The following is a 19,092-nucleotide window of genomic DNA, read 5'->3' on the forward strand; positions in this document are numbered from 1 at the left end:
CGTGCTGCCGAAGGCACACAAAATGAAGGAACATGGCGGCGACGGCGATAGTCGGGAGCATCATCATTTGTCGTGGGTGACAATGACTGGGATCAGTAGGTCACCCCAGTTGCCGTCGCCACCATGATGCCGGGCCGAGCGGACCAATTCCACGGAAACGCCTGCCTCGACCGCCTTCATGACGGTGTAGTTGAGGCGATGCAGATCGTTGGCGAGCATACGGATAACGGTCTGCTGATCCGTGGTCATGCTTGAAGATTGTTCTTCTGCTCTTTCCTTGACGCGTGCTGGCGAATTCATGGAACTGTTCCTCCTGTTTGTCGCCGGGCTGTTATTCAGCAGCCGGTCTGAACTGTGCTGTTTCAGTCGATTCCTTCATGGCGGTGGTCGAAGACTGGCCGCCGGTGATTGCGAGTGACACGGCATCGAAATAACCGGTGCCGACTTCACGCTGATGCTTGGTCGCGGTGTAGCCGTTGGCTTCGGCTGCAAATTCCGCCTGTTGCAATTCGGAATAGGCTGCCATCTGCCGGTCCTTGTAGCCGCGTGCCAGTTCGAACATGCCGAAGTTGAGCTGGTGGAAACCGGCCAGCGTGATGAACTGGAACTTGTAGCCCATCGCGCCCAGCTCACGCTGGAACTTGGCAATCGTGGCATCGTCGAGGTTCTTCTTCCAGTTGAACGACGGCGAGCAGTTATAGGCGAGCTTCTTGCCCGGATGTGCCTTGTGTACGGCTTCCGCGAAGCGGCGGGCCTGTTCGAGATCCGGCTTGGATGTTTCCATCCAGATCAGATCGCAATAGGGCGCATAGGCAATCGCACGGGCGATACATGGCTCGATGCCGTTCTTCACCTGATAGAAGCCTTCCGCCGTACGGCCAGCATCGTAATCGACGAAGGGCTGGTCGCGCTCGTCAATGTCCGAGGTCAGAAGCTTGGCGGCTTCCGCATCCGTGCGGGCAATAACCAGCGTTGCCGTTCCCATCACGTCAGCAGCCAGGCGCGCCGCGTTAAGGTTGCGGATGTGCGCTGCCGTCGGGATCAGAACCTTGCCGCCAAGATGGCCGCACTTCTTTTCCGAGGCAAGCTGGTCCTCGTAGTGAACGCCTGCTGCACCCGCCTCGATGAAGGCTTTCATGATCTCGAAAGCGTTCAGCGGACCACCGAATCCTGCTTCAGCGTCGGCAACGATGGGGGCAAACCAGGTATCGACCGAAAGTCCCTTGCCTTCGGCGGTTTCGATCTGGTCGGCACGCTGCAACGTCTTGTTGATGCGCTTGGCCAGTTCCGGGGCGGCATTCGCCGGATAGAGTGACTGGTCCGGATACATGGCCGAAGCCGTGTTCGCATCCGCTGCAACCTGCCAGCCGGAGAGGTAGATTGCCTTCAGTCCGGCGCGAACCATCTGCATGGCCTGATTGCCGGAAAGCGCGCCCAGCGCATTGACGAAATCTTCCTCATGGATCAGCTTCCAGAGGCGGTTGGCGCCCATCTCGGCCAGCGAATACTTGATCTCCACCGAACCACGCAGCCTTTTTACATCTTCGGCCGTATGCGCACGCTGGATGCCGTCGAAGCGACCCTTTGGTGCCGAAGGAATAAGGCTGTAAAAATCTGTCATTTCGGTGTCTCCTCACACTTTGGACTGGTTCTGGAAGAGCAATTTGTCTGCGCTCTTTCTGTGACCAGATTTACAATCGAGATTGTTAGTGCGCCAGAAAAACCAATAAAAAGAGCTTATAATTGAGGTAATGCTGTCGGAGTTTTGACTGGATGGCACTGTAAATTTGTAAATCTTGTCAAAGTTGAATTTTACAGCTATTTTGTCATGAATTGTAAAACTGCCGTTATGGGTCGGGAGGATCAGGTGAGCGAACGCAAGATATTTGCCGGCCCACGCATCAGGCGCATCCGCAACGAGCGAGGCTTGACCCAGACGGCGATGGCCGAGGCGCTTGGCATTTCGCCGTCCTATCTCAACCTGATCGAGCGCAACCAGCGGCCCTTGACGGTGCAGCTCCTGTTGAAGCTCGCCAGTGTTTACAAGCTCGACCTCGACAGTCTTCAGGCCGAAAGCGGCTCCACGATCACGGGGCTGAAGGAAGTGTTTTCCGATCCACTTCTGACCGGTGAACTGCCGGGCGATCAGGAATTGGTCGAAATCGGCGAGGCCGCGCCCAATGCTGCCGTCGGCATTATGAAACTTTACCGTGCCTATCGCGAGCAGCAGCAACGCTTGTCCGATTTGTCGCAATTGCTGTCGCATGAGGGAAGCGGGGCTGAGCTTTCCGCGACGCGCCTGCCGCTCGATGAAGTGCGCGATGTGATGGCGCGGCGGGCCAACCATTATCCTCGTATCGAGGAAGAGGCGGAGAGCTTTTACACCCTCCTTAAGCCGGACGGGGATTTACCCAGCGCCTTGAAGGACTGGCTGCGCCGCGAGCATGGCATCACGGTTCGCACGTTGCCGGTCGCCACCATGCCGAACTGGCGCAGGCGTTATGACCGGCATTCGCAGCGGCTGTTTATTTCGGAGCGTCTGTCGCCCTTCGATCAGTTGCAGGAAATTGCCATGGAGGCGGCATTGATCCGGATGCAGGTGGTGATCGGCGCAGAGACGGAAGGCTTGAAACTGTCGTCGGGCGAGGCCAAGCGCATCGCGCGGTTCGAACTGGCGCGCTATGCGGCGCAGGCTTTGATGATGCCTTATCGCCAGTTTCGCGATGCAGCCGTGCGGGCCCGTTATGATGTCGATGTGCTACGCACGCGTTTCGGGGTTTCATTCCAGCAGGCGGCAAACCGACTGACTACCTTGCAGCGACAGGGGGCAAGTGCGCAGCCCTTCTTCGTGATGGAAATCGACCATGCGGGCAATCGCCTGCGCGTTGCAGGGGCGGAAGGTTTTCCGACCCGCTTCGGCGGTCAATGCCCCAAGCTGCCGGTCTATGCGGCTTTCGCTCAGGCAGGGCAGGTGCTGGTGGAACCGGCGGAACTGCCGGACGGCTCGGCTTTCCTGACAATTGCCCGCACGCTGGAAGGGCCGCAGGGCGCATTCAGCGAGCGTCCGCGCCGGACAGCGCTGTTGCTTGGTTGTGCGCTGGAAGCGGGGAGCGACACGGTCTATGGCGCGTCACTTTCAAAGGCTGGCAATACCGAGATCGGTCCGGCCTGTCGTCTGTGCGAAAGGCAGGGCTGCATCACTCGTGCCGAGCCACCGCTGACACGTCCGCTCGGGCTGGATGAGATGGTGGCGGGGTTATCGGCCTTTGACTTCCAGTAGGGGCGCGATATTTCGGCTTTGCTGGCCTGCAAATGGCGTGGCTTTTCGCTTCCGGTGCTCACGTACCCAAAAGTACGCTCCGCTCCGGTTCTCAAGCCCCACCATTTTCGACTCAGCACAGCCCAAATCTTATTGCCCCACGGATGGGGGCGGGTGGGTCCTGCGATGCAATTTTTATGTTCGTCCTGTCACGACCCTGTTGACGAATGCTGTGCAATCTAAAAAAGTGCAATAAAGAAACAGTATATCCACCTTGAACCTGCACCGGAATTTATCGTGCAGATTGGAGCAAATGATGGGGATCAAATCCTTCCTTCTGGCAACGACCGTCGTGACGGGCTTTGTAGCGGCTGCCACATTTTCCGCGAGCGCGCAGGAGCGGGTGGTCAATATCTATAACTGGTCGGATTATATCGACGACTCCATTCTCAAGGATTTCACCAAGGAAACCGGGATCAAGGTCGTCTACGACGTTTACGACTCCAACGAAATTCTGGAGACCAAGCTTCTGGCCGGTGGCAGCGGCTACGATCTCGTGGTGCCATCGGGCGAATTCCTTGGCCGTCAGATTCCGGCAGGGGTGTTCCTGAAACTCGACAAGGACAAACTGCCGAACCTCAAGAACATGTGGGATGAAATCTCCAACCGCGCGGCAACCTACGATCCGGGCAACGAATATTCCGTCAACTACATGTGGGGCACGACCGGCATTGGCTACAACAAGGCCAAGATCAAGGAAGCGCTCGGCACCGACACGATCGACTCCTGGGACGTGCTTTTCGACCCGGAAAAGTCTGCGAAGCTTAAAGGTTGCGGCATCTATCTTCTTGATTCGGCCAGCGAAATGCTGCGCCCGGCTTTGAATTATCTGGGTCTCGACCCGAATTCGCCGTCGCCGGACGATCTGCAGAAGGCGCAGGACCTTTATCTGAAGATCCGCCCGAATATCCGCAAGTTCCACTCGTCTGAATATATCAATGCGCTGGCCAATGGCGATATCTGCATGGCCATCGGCTATTCGGGCGATATCTTCCAGGCACGTGATCGCGCTGAAAAGGCAAAGCAGGGCGTCGAGATCGGCTATTCGATCCCGAAGGAAGGCGCGCTGATCTGGTTCGACCAGATGGCGATCCCGGCAGACGCCAAGCATGTGCCGGAAGCGCTTGAATTCATGAACTACATGATGCGTCCGGAAGTGGCTGCCAAGGCTTCGAACTACGTGTTCTATGCCAATGGCAACAAGGCGTCGCAGGAGTTCATCGACAAGGAAATTCTTGACGATCCGGAAATCTATCCGACCGAAGACGTCATGAAGAAGCTGTTCGTGCCCACGCCTTATGACACCAAGACCCAGCGCGTGGTCACCCGCGCCTGGACCAAGATCGTCACCGGCCAGTAAGAGCCGAAATACTATGGGACCGATATGTCCCGCCCGACATCGTGAAGAGCGGCCCACTGTGCAGACGGAGGGCCGCTCTGCGTCTTGTAATACAGCAAATTATCGAGAGCGGTCCCGCTTTATAGACAGGCTTTTGGTTCCGGGTAGATCGGATAGGGGAACGGAATGGAATCTTTTGGCAGTTTTCGCCGCAAATTTGCGCCCTGGAACGATCCGGCGGCCAAGCCCTTCATTTCTTTTGAGAATGTGACGAAAATATTCGGCGATTTTACCGCCGTCGATGATCTCTCGCTCAATGTTTTCAACCGCGAGTTCTTCGCGCTGCTTGGCGCTTCCGGCTGTGGCAAGACCACGCTGATGCGCATGCTGGCAGGCTTTGAGGAGCCGACATCGGGCCGCATCACGCTCGACGGCCAGGATATGCGCGGCATCCCGCCCTATAAGCGCCCGGTCAACATGATGTTTCAGTCCTATGCGCTGTTTCCGCATATGACGGTCGAGAATAATATCGCTTTCGGCCTCAAGCAGGACGGCATGGCGAAGTCGGAAATCGATGCGCGCGTCGCTGAAATGCTCAAGCTCGTGAAGCTGGAGCAATATGGCAAGCGCAAGCCGCATCAGTTGTCTGGCGGCCAGCGTCAGCGCGTGGCGCTCGCCCGCTCTGTCGCCAAGCGCCCCAAGGTGTTGCTGCTGGATGAGCCGCTGGGCGCGCTCGACAAGAAGCTGCGCGAGGAAACCCAGTTCGAACTGATGGATTTGCAGGTCAAGCTTGGCATGACCTTCATGGTCGTCACCCACGATCAGGAAGAAGCAATGACCATGTCCGACCGCATCGCGGTGATGGACAAGGGCCGTATCAAGCAGGTGGCGACGCCGGCGGAAGTCTATGAGGCACCGCGCTCCAAATTCGTGGCCGACTTCATCGGCAATGTGAACATCATCGAAGGCGAAGTGGTGAAAGCCGCCAATGGCGAGGCCGAGATCGCTACCGAAAAATTCGGTTTCCACATTCAGACCGAGACTCGCGAAGAACTCAATCCGGGCCAGAAGGTCTGGTATGCGGTGCGTCCTGAAAAGACGCGGATCACACGCGAAAAGCCGGACGATGCGTCGGTCAATGCGGTGGAAGGCGAGCTTTGGGATATTGCCTATTTCGGCGATATGACGGTGTTTCACGTGCGGCTCGAAAATGGGCGCACGATCAAGGCTGCAAGCCTCAATGCCGTGCGCAAGACGGAAAATCCGCTGACCTATGACGAGCGCGTCTGGGTTTCCTTCGATACCGATGCCGGTCTGGTGCTGACCGCCTGAGGAGGGCACCATGCAGAAGCTCGTCGCTTCCATTGCCAGCCGTCTCGTCATCGCAGTGCCTTATCTCTGGCTGCTGGTATTCTTTCTCGTCCCGTTCTTCATCGTCTTCAAGATTTCCCTGTCGGAAGTCGCGATGGCGATCCCGGCCTATATGCCAACTTTCGATCTGGCACAGGGGTTCGCAGCAACGTGGGAGAAAATCAAACAACTCTCCTTCGACAATTATCTCTGGCTGTTGGATGATCCGCTTTATTACAAAGCCTATCTGTCCAGTGTCCGCATTGCGGCTATCTCCACCTTCCTGACCTTGCTTGTCGCCTATCCGATGGCCTATGGCATGGCGCGCGCGCCGACGACAATCCGTCCGACATTGCTGATGCTGGTGATCCTGCCGTTCTGGACTTCGTTTCTGATCCGCGTCTATGCATGGATCGGCATTTTGAAGCCGGAAGGCCTGCTCAATCAGTTTCTGATGTGGCTCAACGTCATCGATACGCCGCTCAATATTCTCAATACCGATACGGCCATCTTCATCGGGATCGTCTATTCCTATCTGCCGTTCATGGTGTTGCCGATCTATTCCTCGCTGGAAAAGATGGACTATTCGCTCATCGAAGCGGCACAGGATCTCGGCTGCACACCGTTCGCCGCTTTCTGGAAGATCACTTTCCCATTGTCGCTAGCAGGTGTGCTTGCGGGCTGCTTCCTCGTGTTCATTCCGGCCGTAGGTGAGTTCGTCATTCCGGACCTTCTCGGTGGTTCGCAGACACTCATGATCGGTAAGACGATCTGGAGTGAGTTCTTCTCCAATCGCGACTGGCCGGTCTCGTCGGCGGTGGCCGTGGTGCTCCTGATCCTGCTGATCATTCCGATCGTAATTTTCCAGCAGGCGCAGGCGCGGGCACAGGAAAAGGGGAAATAGGATGCAGAACAACTGGTCCCGCTTCAATATCGCATCGGTGGCTCTGGGCTTTGCCTTCCTTTATCTGCCCATCGTTCTGCTGGTGATTTACTCGTTCAACGAATCCCGACTGGTCACGGTCTGGGCAGGGTTCTCGACCAAATGGTATGTCGAGCTGTTTCGCAATCAGGCGCTGATGGATGCGGCATGGGTGACGATCCGTGTCGGGCTTCTGTCCGCAACGATTGCCACTGTTCTGGGCACGCTCGCAGCGCTGGCGCTGACACGTTATACGCGCTTTCGTGGACGCATCCTGTTTTCGGGCATGGTTTACGCACCGCTGGTCATGCCGGATGTCATCACCGGTCTTTCATTGCTGCTGCTGTTCGTGGCGATGAATTTCGACCGTGGCTTCTGGACGGTGACGCTTGCGCACATCACCTTTTCGATGTGTTTCGTGGCGGTCGTCGTGCAGTCGCGTCTGGTGAGCTTTGATCGTTCGCTGGAAGAAGCGGCAATGGATCTGGGTGCGCCGCCGGTCACGACCTTCATGAAGGTAACTCTGCCGGTCATCCTGCCTGCCGTGGTTTCAGGCTGGATGCTTGCATTCACCCTGTCGCTCGACGATCTGGTGATTGCAAGCTTTACCTCCGGTCCGGGCGCAACCACGCTGCCGATGAAGATCTACAGCCAGGTGCGCCTTGGTGTGACGCCGGAAATCAACGCTGTCTGTACAATCCTGATCGCGCTGGTGACCATTGGTGTCATCATCGCCTCGGTCGTCAACAAGCGTCGCGAAGTGCAGCGCCGCCGCGACGAGCAGGCGGCATTCCGTATGGGATAATGAAAAACGGGGCTTACTGCCCCGTTCCCATGGATGACGGTGAAATAAATGGCCGATCCCACGAGCCGCCGACGAAGAAATTGAGCGGCGGCTTGGCGGGCGGAGTTTCGGCTGGCGGCTGGCTATCCTGACCGTCTGTGCTGCCTTCCTGTGGCTGCTGCGGCTGGCTGTTCGGGAAAACGACTTCACCACTCAGCGCCAGACTGCGATCCACGAAAGGCACAATACCTGCCAGCGTCAGCGTGCCATCGGAAGTGTCGAGACGCGCATTTTCCAGCGTCGCCACACCATCGGAAAGATTGGCTTTCACATCCAGACGATTGAAGGCAAGCGCGACGTTTTCCTTCCGCTCCAGAGCGAAGAAGCGCTGGCTCTGCGCCTTGGTCAGAAAATCCTGCACGGCAAAGCCCTGCATCTGACCATTGTTGAGCTGGATGGAAACATTGCCCTGCGCATTGGTCAAAAGGCCGGACCAGCGATTGGCCGGACCTTTCATGAACAGGGAAACATTGCCTTTGCCGCTTACGAAAGGCTTGTCGAAGCCAAGTGCCGTAAAGAACTGCGAACTGTCGATATCTGAGGCGTTGAAACGCAATTCGCCGCTCGCACTTTTCAGGTCACGCACGATCTGCACATTGGCTTGCATGATGCCGTTGAAGGCTTTGGCGTCGCCGATGTCGAAGATGGCACGTCCGCCTCGTATCTGAACCGCAGCAGCTACACCCGTCATGTTCACCGGGCCCGCCGTGGCACTCTGCGCGGAAAGGCGAAGGTCGACTTCTGCGCGATCAATGAAGCTCGTATCGACCACGTCGCGGTCGTGATTGTTGCGCTCGTTCGGCGAGCGCGCGCCGCTGTCGGGCAGTGGAATGAAGGCTGAAAACAGGCGACCAAGGTCAAGCTTGTCGAAAGCCAGTGTTCCGGTTACCGCAGGCTGTTCCTGTTCCAGACCGATCTCGATCACGCCCTTGGCCGGGCTGTCGCTGGCGGTCATTTCCACATCGGCGAATTTCAGCCGTTTCGGCGTCGCGGTTATGGTGGATTCCAGCGAGAATGCACCGATTTCGGCGCTGCCCGCAATTGGCGGAAGGCTGAGCCAGCGCACCGCGCCGCTGAGTGACGGGGTCTTGGCAGTCAGATCTCCTTCGAAAAAACGATCCTTGGAAATATTCGCCTTGCCCTGAAATGTGAGGCTTAGCGGATTGGCGGTCAGGCTTGCGGTCACATCCGATGTGCCGCCCGCCAGAAGCGGCAGCGCTTGTGCGGCAGTCAGGCTGAACTGGGAGGTCTCTTCGCGCCATTTGGCGCTGCCTTTCAGCGTTGCGGCACTCGATGTGCGCGGCCATTCCAGCGTTGCGTTGACATCGGTTATCTGTTCGTCACTGGTGATTTCCGGCTCGCTATCCGGACGGTTGAAGGCAATCGTCCCATCACGAACCACGACACGGCCAAACGGTTGTGAAGCCTGCTGCGTTGCCTGTGCATTATCTCCGGAACCGTCTTTTTGCAGGGCGCGCTGCGCACGGATCGCGGTGCCGAGGCGTCCGTTGGAATTGGCGATGGCGTCGAGGAGCTGTGAGAAATTCGAAATCGGTCCGTCGAGGTTCACATGCGGACGGACGATCTGCGTTTCGGAAAACGAGATATGTCCCATGATGGCATCGAGCGGAGAAAGCTCCACATCGATGCGATCAGCGCTCATGAGTGGCTTCTGCCCCTGATCGGTAAGTTTGCTGAGCGTCACGCCGTTCAACGATGCGCGCAAAACGGGGAACACCTTCAGGCGAGGGGCTTGTCGCAGTTCAACGCTATAGCCGGTCCAGGCGCTGATTTCCTGTGCAACGCGGATACGGATGGCATCGGTAGAGACGATAAAAGGCACCACGGCCAGCAAGGTTGCTGCAGCCGCGGCGCAGAGAATGACGAGCGCAATTATGAGGCGCGTAAATCGGGGCCAGCGCATCAACCATCCAATCAGTGAAGTTTCATAGAAACACGCCACGTTTTTTCTTCGCGCCGCGCCTCTGGTATTCGTTTTTTGCATATAGTTATCGCAAAACTGCTGAGCACTTTTGCGCGACGTATTTCAAGCTGTAAACCAGCAATGGGTCAAAGCAAAGACGCTAGTTTTATGATAAGTCGTCTACGGTTGCAGAGAACGGAATCAAATCAACAACGCTGCTTCTTTCCTATGGTTAATCAATTGCTGCGCGGAAATTAACCCTGATTTTACAGTCGCTACTAATGCGTAAATTCTGAACGAAGAACTTAAGGCGTCGTTAACCGGCTTCACGCGATAAGGAATGCAACACTGAGTGATGATCGAGCTGCCGTTTCCGGTGCTCCGTTGCGAATTGCTTTTGTGTCCTTTGTCTCTGAGATTCTGATAGCGCCGGTTCGTCCGGCGCTTTTTTTTGTGTTGAATCAGGACATGAAAAAACCTCCCGCAAGGGGAGGTTCTTTAGTCTTTCAAGGTGCCGATCAGTCAGCCAGTACGCGTGTGGGCGGGAAGGCAATCTCGACCACCGTTCCGTGTCCCGGAGTGGAATCGATGGCAAATTGCGCCCGATTGGCTTCTACCATGGCTTTTGTCAGGGGCAGGCCCAGCCCGGTGCCTTCACTGCGCCAGTCCTTCGCGGTCTCGGCCTTGCGGCGTTCCAGCGCGTTGACCTGCCGGAATGGTTTCAGTGCCTGCTCGACCTCGGATTTGGTCATGCCGATGCCGGTATCGCGCACCCGCATCACGACATCGCCGTTCATTTCATAGCTTGTCGACACGATCACCTGACCGCCCGGAGCCGTGAAGCGCACAGCGTTGGACAGAAGGTTCAGGGCTACCTGCTTGATTGAACGCGTATCGGCAACAATGTCGGGCAGGTTGGATTGGAAGCTCGAACGGATGATGACGCGCTCGCGGTTGGCCTGCGGTTGCATCAGTGCAATGGCTTCGGCAATAGCATCGTTGAGTGAGACCGCTTCAAACTGCATGTCGAGAGCGCCAGCTTCGATCTTTGAAATGTCGAGCAGATCATTGACCAATGCCAGCACGTGATTGCCGGAACGGTTGATGTCGCGCAGGTAATCCCGGTAGCGATCATTGCCGATGGAGCCGAACTTTTCATCGGCCATCAGCTCGGAAAAACCGATGATTGCATTGAGCGGCGTGCGGATTTCGTGGCTGATGCGTGCCAGAAACTCTGTTTTCTGGCTTGAAGCGCGTTCAGCTTCCTTGCGCGCATTGGTCAGTTCTTCCTCGGTGCGTTTCCACTGGGTGATGTCACGCAGAACGGCGCAGAACCCACGCGTGTGCGGTAGTTTGCCGATGGTCATGAACAGCGGAATAAAGCCGCCCTTGGCTTCGCGGCCGATCACTTCGCGCCCATCATTGAGGACACTTAGAACACCGTTGCCGGAAAGTCCGTGCAGATAGTCCATGGCGGCGCGCTGGCTTTCGATGGCGAACAGCATCGAGAAGAACTTGCCTTCCGTCTCGTCGCGTTCATAGCCGAAGAGGGCGGAGGCCGAATGGTTCATCGAGCGGATGCGGCCTTCAGGGTCAATAAGGACAACGCCATCCGTCGCCGTGTCGAGAATGGTCTTCAGTTCCTCGACATGATCCGCAAGTGCCTGCTTCTCGTCGTCCTTGTCGATCGCAACCGGCGCTTCAGCGGGGGGCGCAACGGCTTCAACGGATACCGGTGCAGCTGCCACCGGCATCAGGCTCAGCATGAGTGCGCGGCCTTCGCGCCAGGAAATGGCGTTGAGATGCGCATCGACAGGTTCTTCACTGCCATTGGCGCGGCGCAACACCATACCCTGTCGCGTTTCGCCATCGTCGCTTTCGCTGTTGAACAGCACATCGACGCCACCCGCACCGCGAATATCATCAAGCGATTCATAGCCGGTGAGATCGAGCAAGGCCTGATTGACGTAATGGATCTTATCGCCCGAATGAATGATGACCGGCACAGGCAGATTGGCCAGCAGGGCCGTTTCATCTCCATAGGCCATTCCGGATGACGGAAGTGATGCTTCGTCGGCGCTAACTTCGTCGATGAGCGACGCTTTCACTTCGGTCTTTTCGACCGGCTGCGAGCTGTCAATAACGGTCTCGTCCGATATGGCGACCGTTTCGGTTTCGGCGCGCGAATTGGCAAGACCCTGCTTGCGCAGACGATCAGCAATTTCGCGAAATGCGTTGCGCTCGGTCTTGGTCAGCCCGCCTTCGGGACGCTCTTCGCGCTCCCGTTCTTTAAGCATCCGTGCCTGGTCCGCAGCCACTTTCTCTTCTGCGCAAGCGTTCAGTAAGCTGATCACCTTATCGGATTCTCGGCGTCCCGGTGTTGGCGCGATATCCAGCGGCGGCTTGGGCAGCGTTGCGACAGGACTGTCGTCATTGGCAATTTCTTCGCCTAGCGCCAGAACATCGTCGTCTTCGACAGGCGTTGCCGTTTCGACCGGTTCGCTGACGGGCTTGCGCGCCTGCGGAATGCCGCCTGCAAGCACCAGTCCGATTTTTTCCGGGTCCTTTTCGGCCTCAGCCGGACGCACCAGGCCAAAGCCGCGGAAACCGGTAAATTCCCGATCGCGCGAATAAACGGGCAGGGCGGCAAGCTCGACCGGCACGCGCAAATCCGTGCCTTCCACCGGCCACATCAACCGTTTTCCCGACCATGTGTCACGCTTGTCCAGCAGCGCCGCAATACTGCCATCAGGGTCGAAGCCGAAGACATTGGCCACATCGGCAAAGCGACGCCCGACGACATCAGCCGCATTCGGCCCAATCGTGGCGGCGAGGTCCGGCGATATTTCGCTGAATGTGCCGTCCGGTCCCACCTTCCAGATGAAGCGCGCGGGCGGAGCATCCTGTTCGAACACAAAACTGCGGGGCTTCTGCTGATCAGCGGAAGCATCTTCAGTATTTGCGCTCTCCACAGGCTCTGGAAGTATCTCTTCCAGAATTTCTTCGGCTTCACCCTGCAGAGCAGCGGGTGCTTCCAATGTCGCGACGGGAGCATCACCAATGATGCAAAGAAGATGCATGGGCGGTGTATCGGTCAGCCGCGTAATCGCTCCCGGCACGGAATGCTTTCCGGCGCGGATACGGCGCTTGACGATACGGTCGGTCGCATCTGCAGCTTCGATGACAAGGTCTTCCAGTGTCGTGGAGGAAATGTCGAGCACAGCAAAACGCGGGCTTGCGGCAATCACCCGGCTGTTCGCGTCGATCAGCGCAATATGCGTGCTGTCGTCGCTGAGGCCGGAAATGATGTCTTCAGCTTCTGTGTCCTTGCCATCGGCAGTCAGCAGCAGCCCGGACACGCCGTCGGGAAGTGTAATATGCGACACGCTGAACCGGGTAAGGTCGGAACGTAGTCCGCCGCCGAGGCGAACGGAAACGGTTCGGGTTTCACCCTCCGCATTGCTGTTCGAAGAGGCGATCTGCCGGCGTGTGGCGATGGGCAGATCAAGGCCGCCGCCGATCATGTCTTCCACGCGATCGAAGCCGAAAAGCTGCGCGCCGGGGCCGTTGACCCAAAGCACTGCCGACAGGTCGTGCTTCAGCACGAGCTGCGCATCGCCCTTTGCAAAGCCTTCGCGGATAGAATCCAGCGCGGCAATATCGATGAAGGGGTATGATCCTGACATACCTGTCCTTACCTGTTCTTTCGACCGCCCGCAGTGCTCGTTAACACCCTGTTAATAAGCCTCTTATGGGCGCGGGTCCACATTGCCATTTGGTATGGGCTGCATTTTCTGTTTCATTAGTTAATACGGGAAAGGCAATTTTACAGGCTCGGGCCAATATCCGGGTTGTGCACAGCCGGTCACCTATAATGGTTACCAGCCGGTGACCGTTAACAGCAGGATTTGATATTGAACCCCGCAATTGGGAATTTCTCAAAAAAGAGAGCTATAATCACTTGCAATATGGATCGATTCTCCGTATGTGACCCCCTGTCGGCGACGCCAGAGCGTCACGCAGCCGACACAAAGGTACGCGGTCGTAGCTCAGTTGGTTAGAGCGCAGGATTGTGGCTCCTGAGGTCGTTGGTTCAACTCCAACCGACCGTACCAATTTCACTTTCAGGCCATCACTATAAGACATTGAATTTACAGCGAGAAATGACAATCGCGCTGTAAGGCTATTGTTGCTTGCGGAAAATTTGGCTACATATGCGGACACAAACGGGTGCACTTATGGGTGCACAAATTGCCGGATTGCATATGTGGAGCTGCCTATGGGGCGCAAGATTGACGATAGCAGTGCAGACCGTCATCTGACCAAAATCAGGGGCATTTACTATTACCGCCGTCGCGTACCGGGAACCATCGGAACGCTCGATTCTCGCTCTCCCATCATTAAACAGTCAATGCAAACGACAGATCTGGTCGTTGCGCGATCCAAGCGTGATCTGCTCGAAAAGGCAGATGGCGAGCTTTGGGCCTCGCTCATCATGGGCGGCGACAAGGACGAGGCCAGAGCGAAATACGACGCTGCAGTTAAGCGCGTGGAAGCTCTAGGCTTCACATTTCATACGGCAAGGGAAATCGCTTCCGAGCCGCTGGATAAGATCCTCAAGCGCATTGAGACCATCCTCGCGCCGAGTGCCCCGGTTATGCAGGCCGCCGCCATTCTGGGTACCGTCGATGCGCCAAAGGTGACGATCAATCAGGCGTTCAAGATTTATCGCTCTCAGATTGCAGCCGACCAGCTCCGCGACAAGAGCGAGGCGCAGCGCCGCAAGTGGGTGCAGCAGAAGCAGTCGGCGGTGAATTATTTTGTCGAGTTGAATGAAGATAAGCACATTGATGAGATCACCCGCGCTGACGCGCTCAAGGTCTATAATTTCTGGTTGAAGCGGATAGCCCCTGACAAAGGGGAAGCCACGCACACAGCGACGGCTGGCAACCGGATCCTGTCGGATCTGAAAATTCTCTACGGTCGCTACTTCACGCACAATGGTGAAAGGAACCGCGAGAACCCTTTCGCAGATCTCGGTTTTATCGAGAAAAAGAGATCCAGACCGCCTTTCAGCGCCACCTGGATCAAAGATAGTATCCTCAAAAAGGGTGCCTTGGCTGGTCTGAATGATGAAGCGAGAGGCGTTGTGCTCGCTATGATCGAGACGGGCGCGCGCCCCAGCGAGATATGCAACCTTCGTCCTGAGCATATCCACGCGAACGATAAGCTGCCCTACATAGAGGTAACAGCTATCGAAGATGGCGAGGGCAAGCGGGAAATCAAAACGGAATCATCCAAGCGCATTATTCCGCTCGTTGGGATAGCTGTTGAAGTGTTTAAAAAGCACGGTGGGGGATTTCCGCGTTACCGGCATAAAGAAACCCATATGTCGAACACGCTGAATAAGTTCTTCAAGAACAACGGGCTGTTCCCAACCGACAAGCATAAGATCTACTCGTTTCGTCATGCGTTCGAAGATCGGATGAAGGAAGCTGGTCTGGATGCAGAACTGCGCCGGTCGTTGATGGGGCACACCATCGACCGGCCTAATTATGGGGAGGGCGGTTCCCTTGAATGGCGCCATAATGAGCTGCAGAAGATTGCGCTGCCGTTTGATGCGTCGATCATATAACTGAAGTGAGCGACAGGGAGGATAAAGTGGCCTTATCGAATCAATGCTTAGTTGTTATGTTTATGATTAGTATTCTGGTTTTGTTCTCACATTCTCGGGGCTTAAATGGCTTTTTTTCGTAAAGACGCTAGTCTTGATCAATTGGCCAGAACTCACAATGTTGCTCAGTTTGTGAGTTTTTCCCCTGCGAAGCTCGGTCCAATCCAGCAGTTTTGTCGGGTCAGGGGATTTGAAGCAAACTATCGGTTTCAGTCTACGGCAGTTGCGGTTGGGTCTTTGCTCAATGCGAGCAATTCTCATATGGTTAATATCCGTAGCTATAACGCAAATGAAATGCAGAGCCGGGAGTTTATATACGGGCTTACAGATGCACGGCTTATTGAACTCCATCTTGAACGCCTTTCTCAGGAAGGGGCGTTCACCATATTGAACGAAACAATCAACGTCTCTGACGGAGGTGTTTCGGGGGTCGTTCTTGGTGATGTAGTGGAATTCCGGCCAGATGCTACTCCCAGAGGAGTTGAGAAGCCCGGCTTTGCTTCTCTTCCGAGAGATTGGGCGCAGCGATTGCTGAGCATAGTCTACGGATTTGGAATAGAGTTTCCGAAAGAAAAGTCAGCGCGTGTTGAGTTCAGTATCCACCCGATAAAAGCAGGTTGGCGAAGGTCTCATCTGTTGTTTTGGGAATATGAAGAACACGCGAATCCATTAAGCTCCTCATCGATCATCACTTGGCCAAATGATTTTTCTCGACTCATTGGTGATAAAGCTTATGGACTATTAATGGCTCATCTGTGTGGGGAATTGGTTCCTTATACAACGGTAATCGGTCGGCGAGTTGCTCCTTTTTCTTTCGGTAGGCAAACCAGTTCTGGCGATGTTTGGCTCAGAACATGCCCCGTTGAACAGGTGCCGGGTAAGTTTACGACCGTGTTGGGCTGGATAGATCCCTTCCGATTGCTTCAACAAGAGGATCCTGAAAGCGAAGCCGTCGCATCAGTGCTTTCACAACAATCAATTGACTCAAGCTGGTCCGGTGCATGCATTGAGACAGCTGATGGCAAAGTTGTAATCGAAGGTGTTGAAGGATATGGCGACCGTTTTATGCAAGGTGAACACGAACCTGAGTCGTTGCCGCAAAATGTTCAAATGCAAGTCCTTCGTGTCGCCAACGATGTAAAGCGGCATTTGGGCCCGGTTCGTTTCGAATGGGCGTATGATGGTTCAAATGTTTGGGTTTTGCAGCTGCATCACGGTCGCAGCGCTTCTAAAGGGCACTCGATCGTACCCGGAGAGGCGCAGAATTGGCGAGACTTCGACATTCGTGACGGGCTTGAGGCGCTACGAAGTTTATTAACCGAACTTTCGCCTGACGAAGGCATTCTATTAAATGGTAATGTGGGGCTGACTAGCCACATAGCAGATGTAGTAAGGCGAGCGGGCGTTCCTACGCGCATCCAAAAATAGTTGGATCACAGCAATTAGCTAAGCTTAGACATTCACATTTAGGTTATGGAGGGAGCTACACATGACCAGTACGGCGATGTTACAAGCATTGAAGGCAGTGCGGAAAGAAAATACGGCGGTACGAGAGGCTTTACGGCTAAGAACCGAAAGACTAGAGCGTGAGCAGAATGTATCGAGAAAACCGGGGCCGCTCAAAAGTGCATTAGCAAATTCTTTGAAGAAGGGCTAGAAATGTATTCTGCGGGGGATAGAGCAAGAGAAGTACCTAAAAAAGACGGTCAAGAGCGAAACTGGCGTGACGGGTTCAGCCGAGATTACGGTCGGATCATTCATAGCGCCAGTTTTCGCCGTTTACAGGGTAAGACACAGGTCTTTCCGACGAACGAATCTGATTTCTTCCGGAACAGGCTGACTCACTCGTTAGAAGTCGCCCAGATAGCGGAGGGTATCGCTGAGCAGCTAAACTACAATTATAAGAGCGTTTTGCAGGTAAAAATCGATCCAACGATATGTGCAACCGCGGGCTTAATACACGATATAGGACATCCCCCATTTGGGCACAACGGGGAAAGAGCGCTTGATCGTGCGATGCGGCGTCTGGGCGGGTTTGAAGGGAACGCTCAAACGCTTCGAATACTTACAAGACTGGAGAAAAAGCGAAAATACGACGTCGCAGAGCGGGGCGATTTTAGAGCTGGCTTTAATCTCTGTTACCGCACCCTTGCTGCTGCATTAAAATATGATCAGTTGATCCCTGCTCGGCGGGCTAAAACCCATAAGAAGCCCGCTAAAGGCTACTACTACACTGAAAGTCAGATTGTTGCTCGTATAAAGGCAGCTGTACTGAATGGATATCAGATGCCAGAGGGGCAAAAGTTTAAAACAATTGAATGTTCAATTATGGATTTAGCTGACGATATTGCATATTCCGTTTATGACTTGGAAGATTGCTTGAAAGCTGAGTTCGTTACTCCCGCAGGCGTATTTTCTGAGAATGGTGAACTCTTAGAGCGAGTCTCGGAGGAGGTATCAAGGGAGCTTGGCGAGCCTATTCAATCACAAGACGTTGTGGATGTATTTGGAGAGGTGTTTGGTTTCGACCAAGTGGATGCTGAAGCGGAAGAAGAAAGAGAAAAAAAATCGCGGACGCAAGAATTCGCTGATATTTACAAGGCCACTCAGTTAATTTGCCAGAATGCTTACGAGCGGACGAGTCTATCTTCGGGTCTCGTTCATGATTTTATTACAAACGTTCAACTAGAATACAATGAAGACTGTCCCCAGTTGAGTACAGTTAGCCTTCCACGAAAGCTTAGGATACGGCAACAGGTCTTAAAACAGTATACGTTTTACTCAGCTATATTTTCTCCTCGTGTGAAAATGGGAGAGTTTCGTGGAGATCAGCTTGTAACGGAAATATTTGAAGCGCTAATCGGCGATAAAGGGGACTTACTCATGCCCAGCGACGTCAGAGAAATGTATACGAGTGCCCGAAGAAAGTATGAAAAGGCCCGCATCGTCTGTGATTTTGTTGCTGGAATGACCGATAGATACGCTATCGAATTCTGGTCGCGATTAAAGTCAAACGATCCTCAGAGTATTTTCAAGCCAATCTAAAGAGGTCAACGCGCGCCAGGTAAACGGCGCGCGTTTTTTGCTCTAGCCACTATTTCAGCCATCTTGCTTTCTGTGGATGAAAGTGTTTCCAGCTCCCGCTCAAGGCGTTCATATATTGGGAGGCATTTAACGCCATCTGGGCCAAGTCGCACCATCCACTGGGCAAGCGCATCCATCGCACGCTCAATGCGGTCACGCGTGATTGGCTGTGATTGACTGGACCCGGGGTTAACCACGTTTGCTGCCATCCGGTAGTTGAATGAGAGTGACCGCCTTCATCGGCGCATCCTCGCGTTCCGAATGATGACAAGGGCGGCGTCGTCGTCGCCAGATACGCCATGCAGGGCCATCGCCACTTGGCACGGGTCGATCTTGTGCTTTTGCCAGAAGTCCTGCTCGTTCATGGAATGCTGTTCACGGTGCATTTCCGGTGAGAGCGGAACCGTCCAGCGGTCATCCGGCTTTTCAGCCTTCCCGGTTTCCCGCTTCCCAAGATGTGGAGCGGCATAACGGACATGAGCGGCGTCAACTCCATACTGCCCGGTAATGATGCACGGAAGGGTTCTTACCCAAGCAAGATGTTTGCCATTCTCAATGCGCGGGCGCTTCTTCCCCTTCGCCGGGGCCAGTGAGAATGCAGTGTCATATCGTGGCATTCTGAATGCAGCAGCCATG

At 55.1% G+C, this 19,092-nt stretch carries 13 protein-coding genes and 1 tRNA gene; 9 read left to right on the plus strand and 5 right to left on the minus strand.

Going from position 1 to position 19,092, the window contains the following annotated elements; translation table 11 throughout:
• Positions 1 to 63 precede the first annotated feature (63 nt).
• The gene (locus tag AC1RHM_RS11515; protein WP_010659117.1) at positions 64 to 300 is read right to left on the minus strand and encodes an SMc00767 family acetate metabolism repressor; all 237 of its coding nucleotides are present in this window, start codon (positions 298 to 300) and stop codon (positions 64 to 66) included.
• A 31-nt stretch (positions 301 to 331) separates the two neighbouring features.
• Positions 332 to 1,621: an isocitrate lyase gene (gene aceA, locus AC1RHM_RS11520; protein WP_010659116.1), complete on the minus strand. Its 1,290-nt coding sequence runs from the start codon at positions 1,619 to 1,621 to the stop codon at positions 332 to 334.
• 246 nt (positions 1,622 to 1,867) lie between these two features.
• On the opposite strand from aceA, the gene AC1RHM_RS11525 reads away from it, so the two are divergent.
• The 5 genes from AC1RHM_RS11525 (at position 1,868) to AC1RHM_RS11545 (ending at position 7,735) form a co-directional block, all read left to right on the plus strand.
• Positions 1,868 to 3,280 (plus strand): helix-turn-helix domain-containing protein, encoded by a 1,413-nt coding sequence (locus tag AC1RHM_RS11525; protein ID WP_010659115.1) that lies wholly within the window; start codon positions 1,868 to 1,870, stop codon positions 3,278 to 3,280.
• Positions 3,281 to 3,575: 295 nt separating this feature from the next.
• Positions 3,576 to 4,679: a polyamine ABC transporter substrate-binding protein gene (locus AC1RHM_RS11530; protein WP_010659114.1), complete on the plus strand. Its 1,104-nt coding sequence runs from the start codon at positions 3,576 to 3,578 to the stop codon at positions 4,677 to 4,679.
• 165 nt (positions 4,680 to 4,844) lie between these two features.
• On the plus strand, positions 4,845 to 5,990 hold the full coding sequence (locus tag AC1RHM_RS11535; protein ID WP_010659113.1) for an ABC transporter ATP-binding protein: 1,146 nt from the start codon (positions 4,845 to 4,847) through the stop codon (positions 5,988 to 5,990).
• 10 nt (positions 5,991 to 6,000) lie between these two features.
• Positions 6,001 to 6,912, plus strand: a complete 912-nt coding sequence (locus AC1RHM_RS11540; RefSeq protein ID WP_010659112.1) for an ABC transporter permease subunit — start codon at positions 6,001 to 6,003, stop codon at positions 6,910 to 6,912.
• Position 6,913: 1 nt separating this feature from the next.
• A complete protein-coding gene (locus tag AC1RHM_RS11545) occupies positions 6,914 to 7,735 on the plus strand; it encodes an ABC transporter permease (RefSeq protein ID WP_010659111.1) in 822 nt (273 codons plus the stop codon).
• A 13-nt stretch (positions 7,736 to 7,748) separates the two neighbouring features.
• Here AC1RHM_RS11545 and AC1RHM_RS11550 read toward each other — a convergent pair whose 3' ends face one another.
• Both AC1RHM_RS11550 and pdhS read right to left on the minus strand, forming a co-directional pair.
• Complete coding sequence (locus AC1RHM_RS11550; RefSeq protein ID WP_010659110.1) at positions 7,749 to 9,698, minus strand: AsmA family protein; 1,950 nt, start codon at positions 9,696 to 9,698, stop codon at positions 7,749 to 7,751.
• 518 nt (positions 9,699 to 10,216) lie between these two features.
• On the minus strand, positions 10,217 to 13,384 hold the full coding sequence (gene pdhS / locus AC1RHM_RS11555; protein WP_010659109.1) for a cell-division control histidine kinase PdhS: 3,168 nt from the start codon (positions 13,382 to 13,384) through the stop codon (positions 10,217 to 10,219).
• Positions 13,385 to 13,736: 352 nt separating this feature from the next.
• On the opposite strand from pdhS, the gene AC1RHM_RS11560 reads away from it, so the two are divergent.
• From AC1RHM_RS11560 to AC1RHM_RS11575, 4 genes are all read left to right on the plus strand, one after another.
• Positions 13,737 to 13,813: transfer RNA gene (locus AC1RHM_RS11560), tRNA-His, on the plus strand.
• Positions 13,814 to 13,977: 164 nt separating this feature from the next.
• Entirely contained in the window at positions 13,978 to 15,333 is a 1,356-nt protein-coding gene (locus AC1RHM_RS11565; protein ID WP_492332518.1) for a tyrosine-type recombinase/integrase, read from the plus strand.
• Positions 15,334 to 15,438: 105 nt separating this feature from the next.
• On the plus strand, positions 15,439 to 16,800 hold the full coding sequence (locus AC1RHM_RS11570) for a hypothetical protein (RefSeq protein WP_492332519.1): 1,362 nt from the start codon (positions 15,439 to 15,441) through the stop codon (positions 16,798 to 16,800).
• A gap of 231 nt (positions 16,801 to 17,031) precedes the next feature.
• Complete coding sequence (locus tag AC1RHM_RS11575; RefSeq protein ID WP_492332520.1) at positions 17,032 to 18,417, plus strand: anti-phage deoxyguanosine triphosphatase; 1,386 nt, start codon at positions 17,032 to 17,034, stop codon at positions 18,415 to 18,417.
• A 275-nt stretch (positions 18,418 to 18,692) separates the two neighbouring features.
• On the opposite strand, the gene AC1RHM_RS11580 is transcribed toward AC1RHM_RS11575, so the two are convergent.
• Positions 18,693 to 19,091 (minus strand): DUF968 domain-containing protein, encoded by a 399-nt coding sequence (locus AC1RHM_RS11580; RefSeq protein WP_492332521.1) that lies wholly within the window; start codon positions 19,089 to 19,091, stop codon positions 18,693 to 18,695.
• Position 19,092 lies beyond the last annotated feature (1 nt).

The sequence above is a fragment of the Brucella sp. GW823-FHT04E01 genome (genome assembly GCF_058796175.1).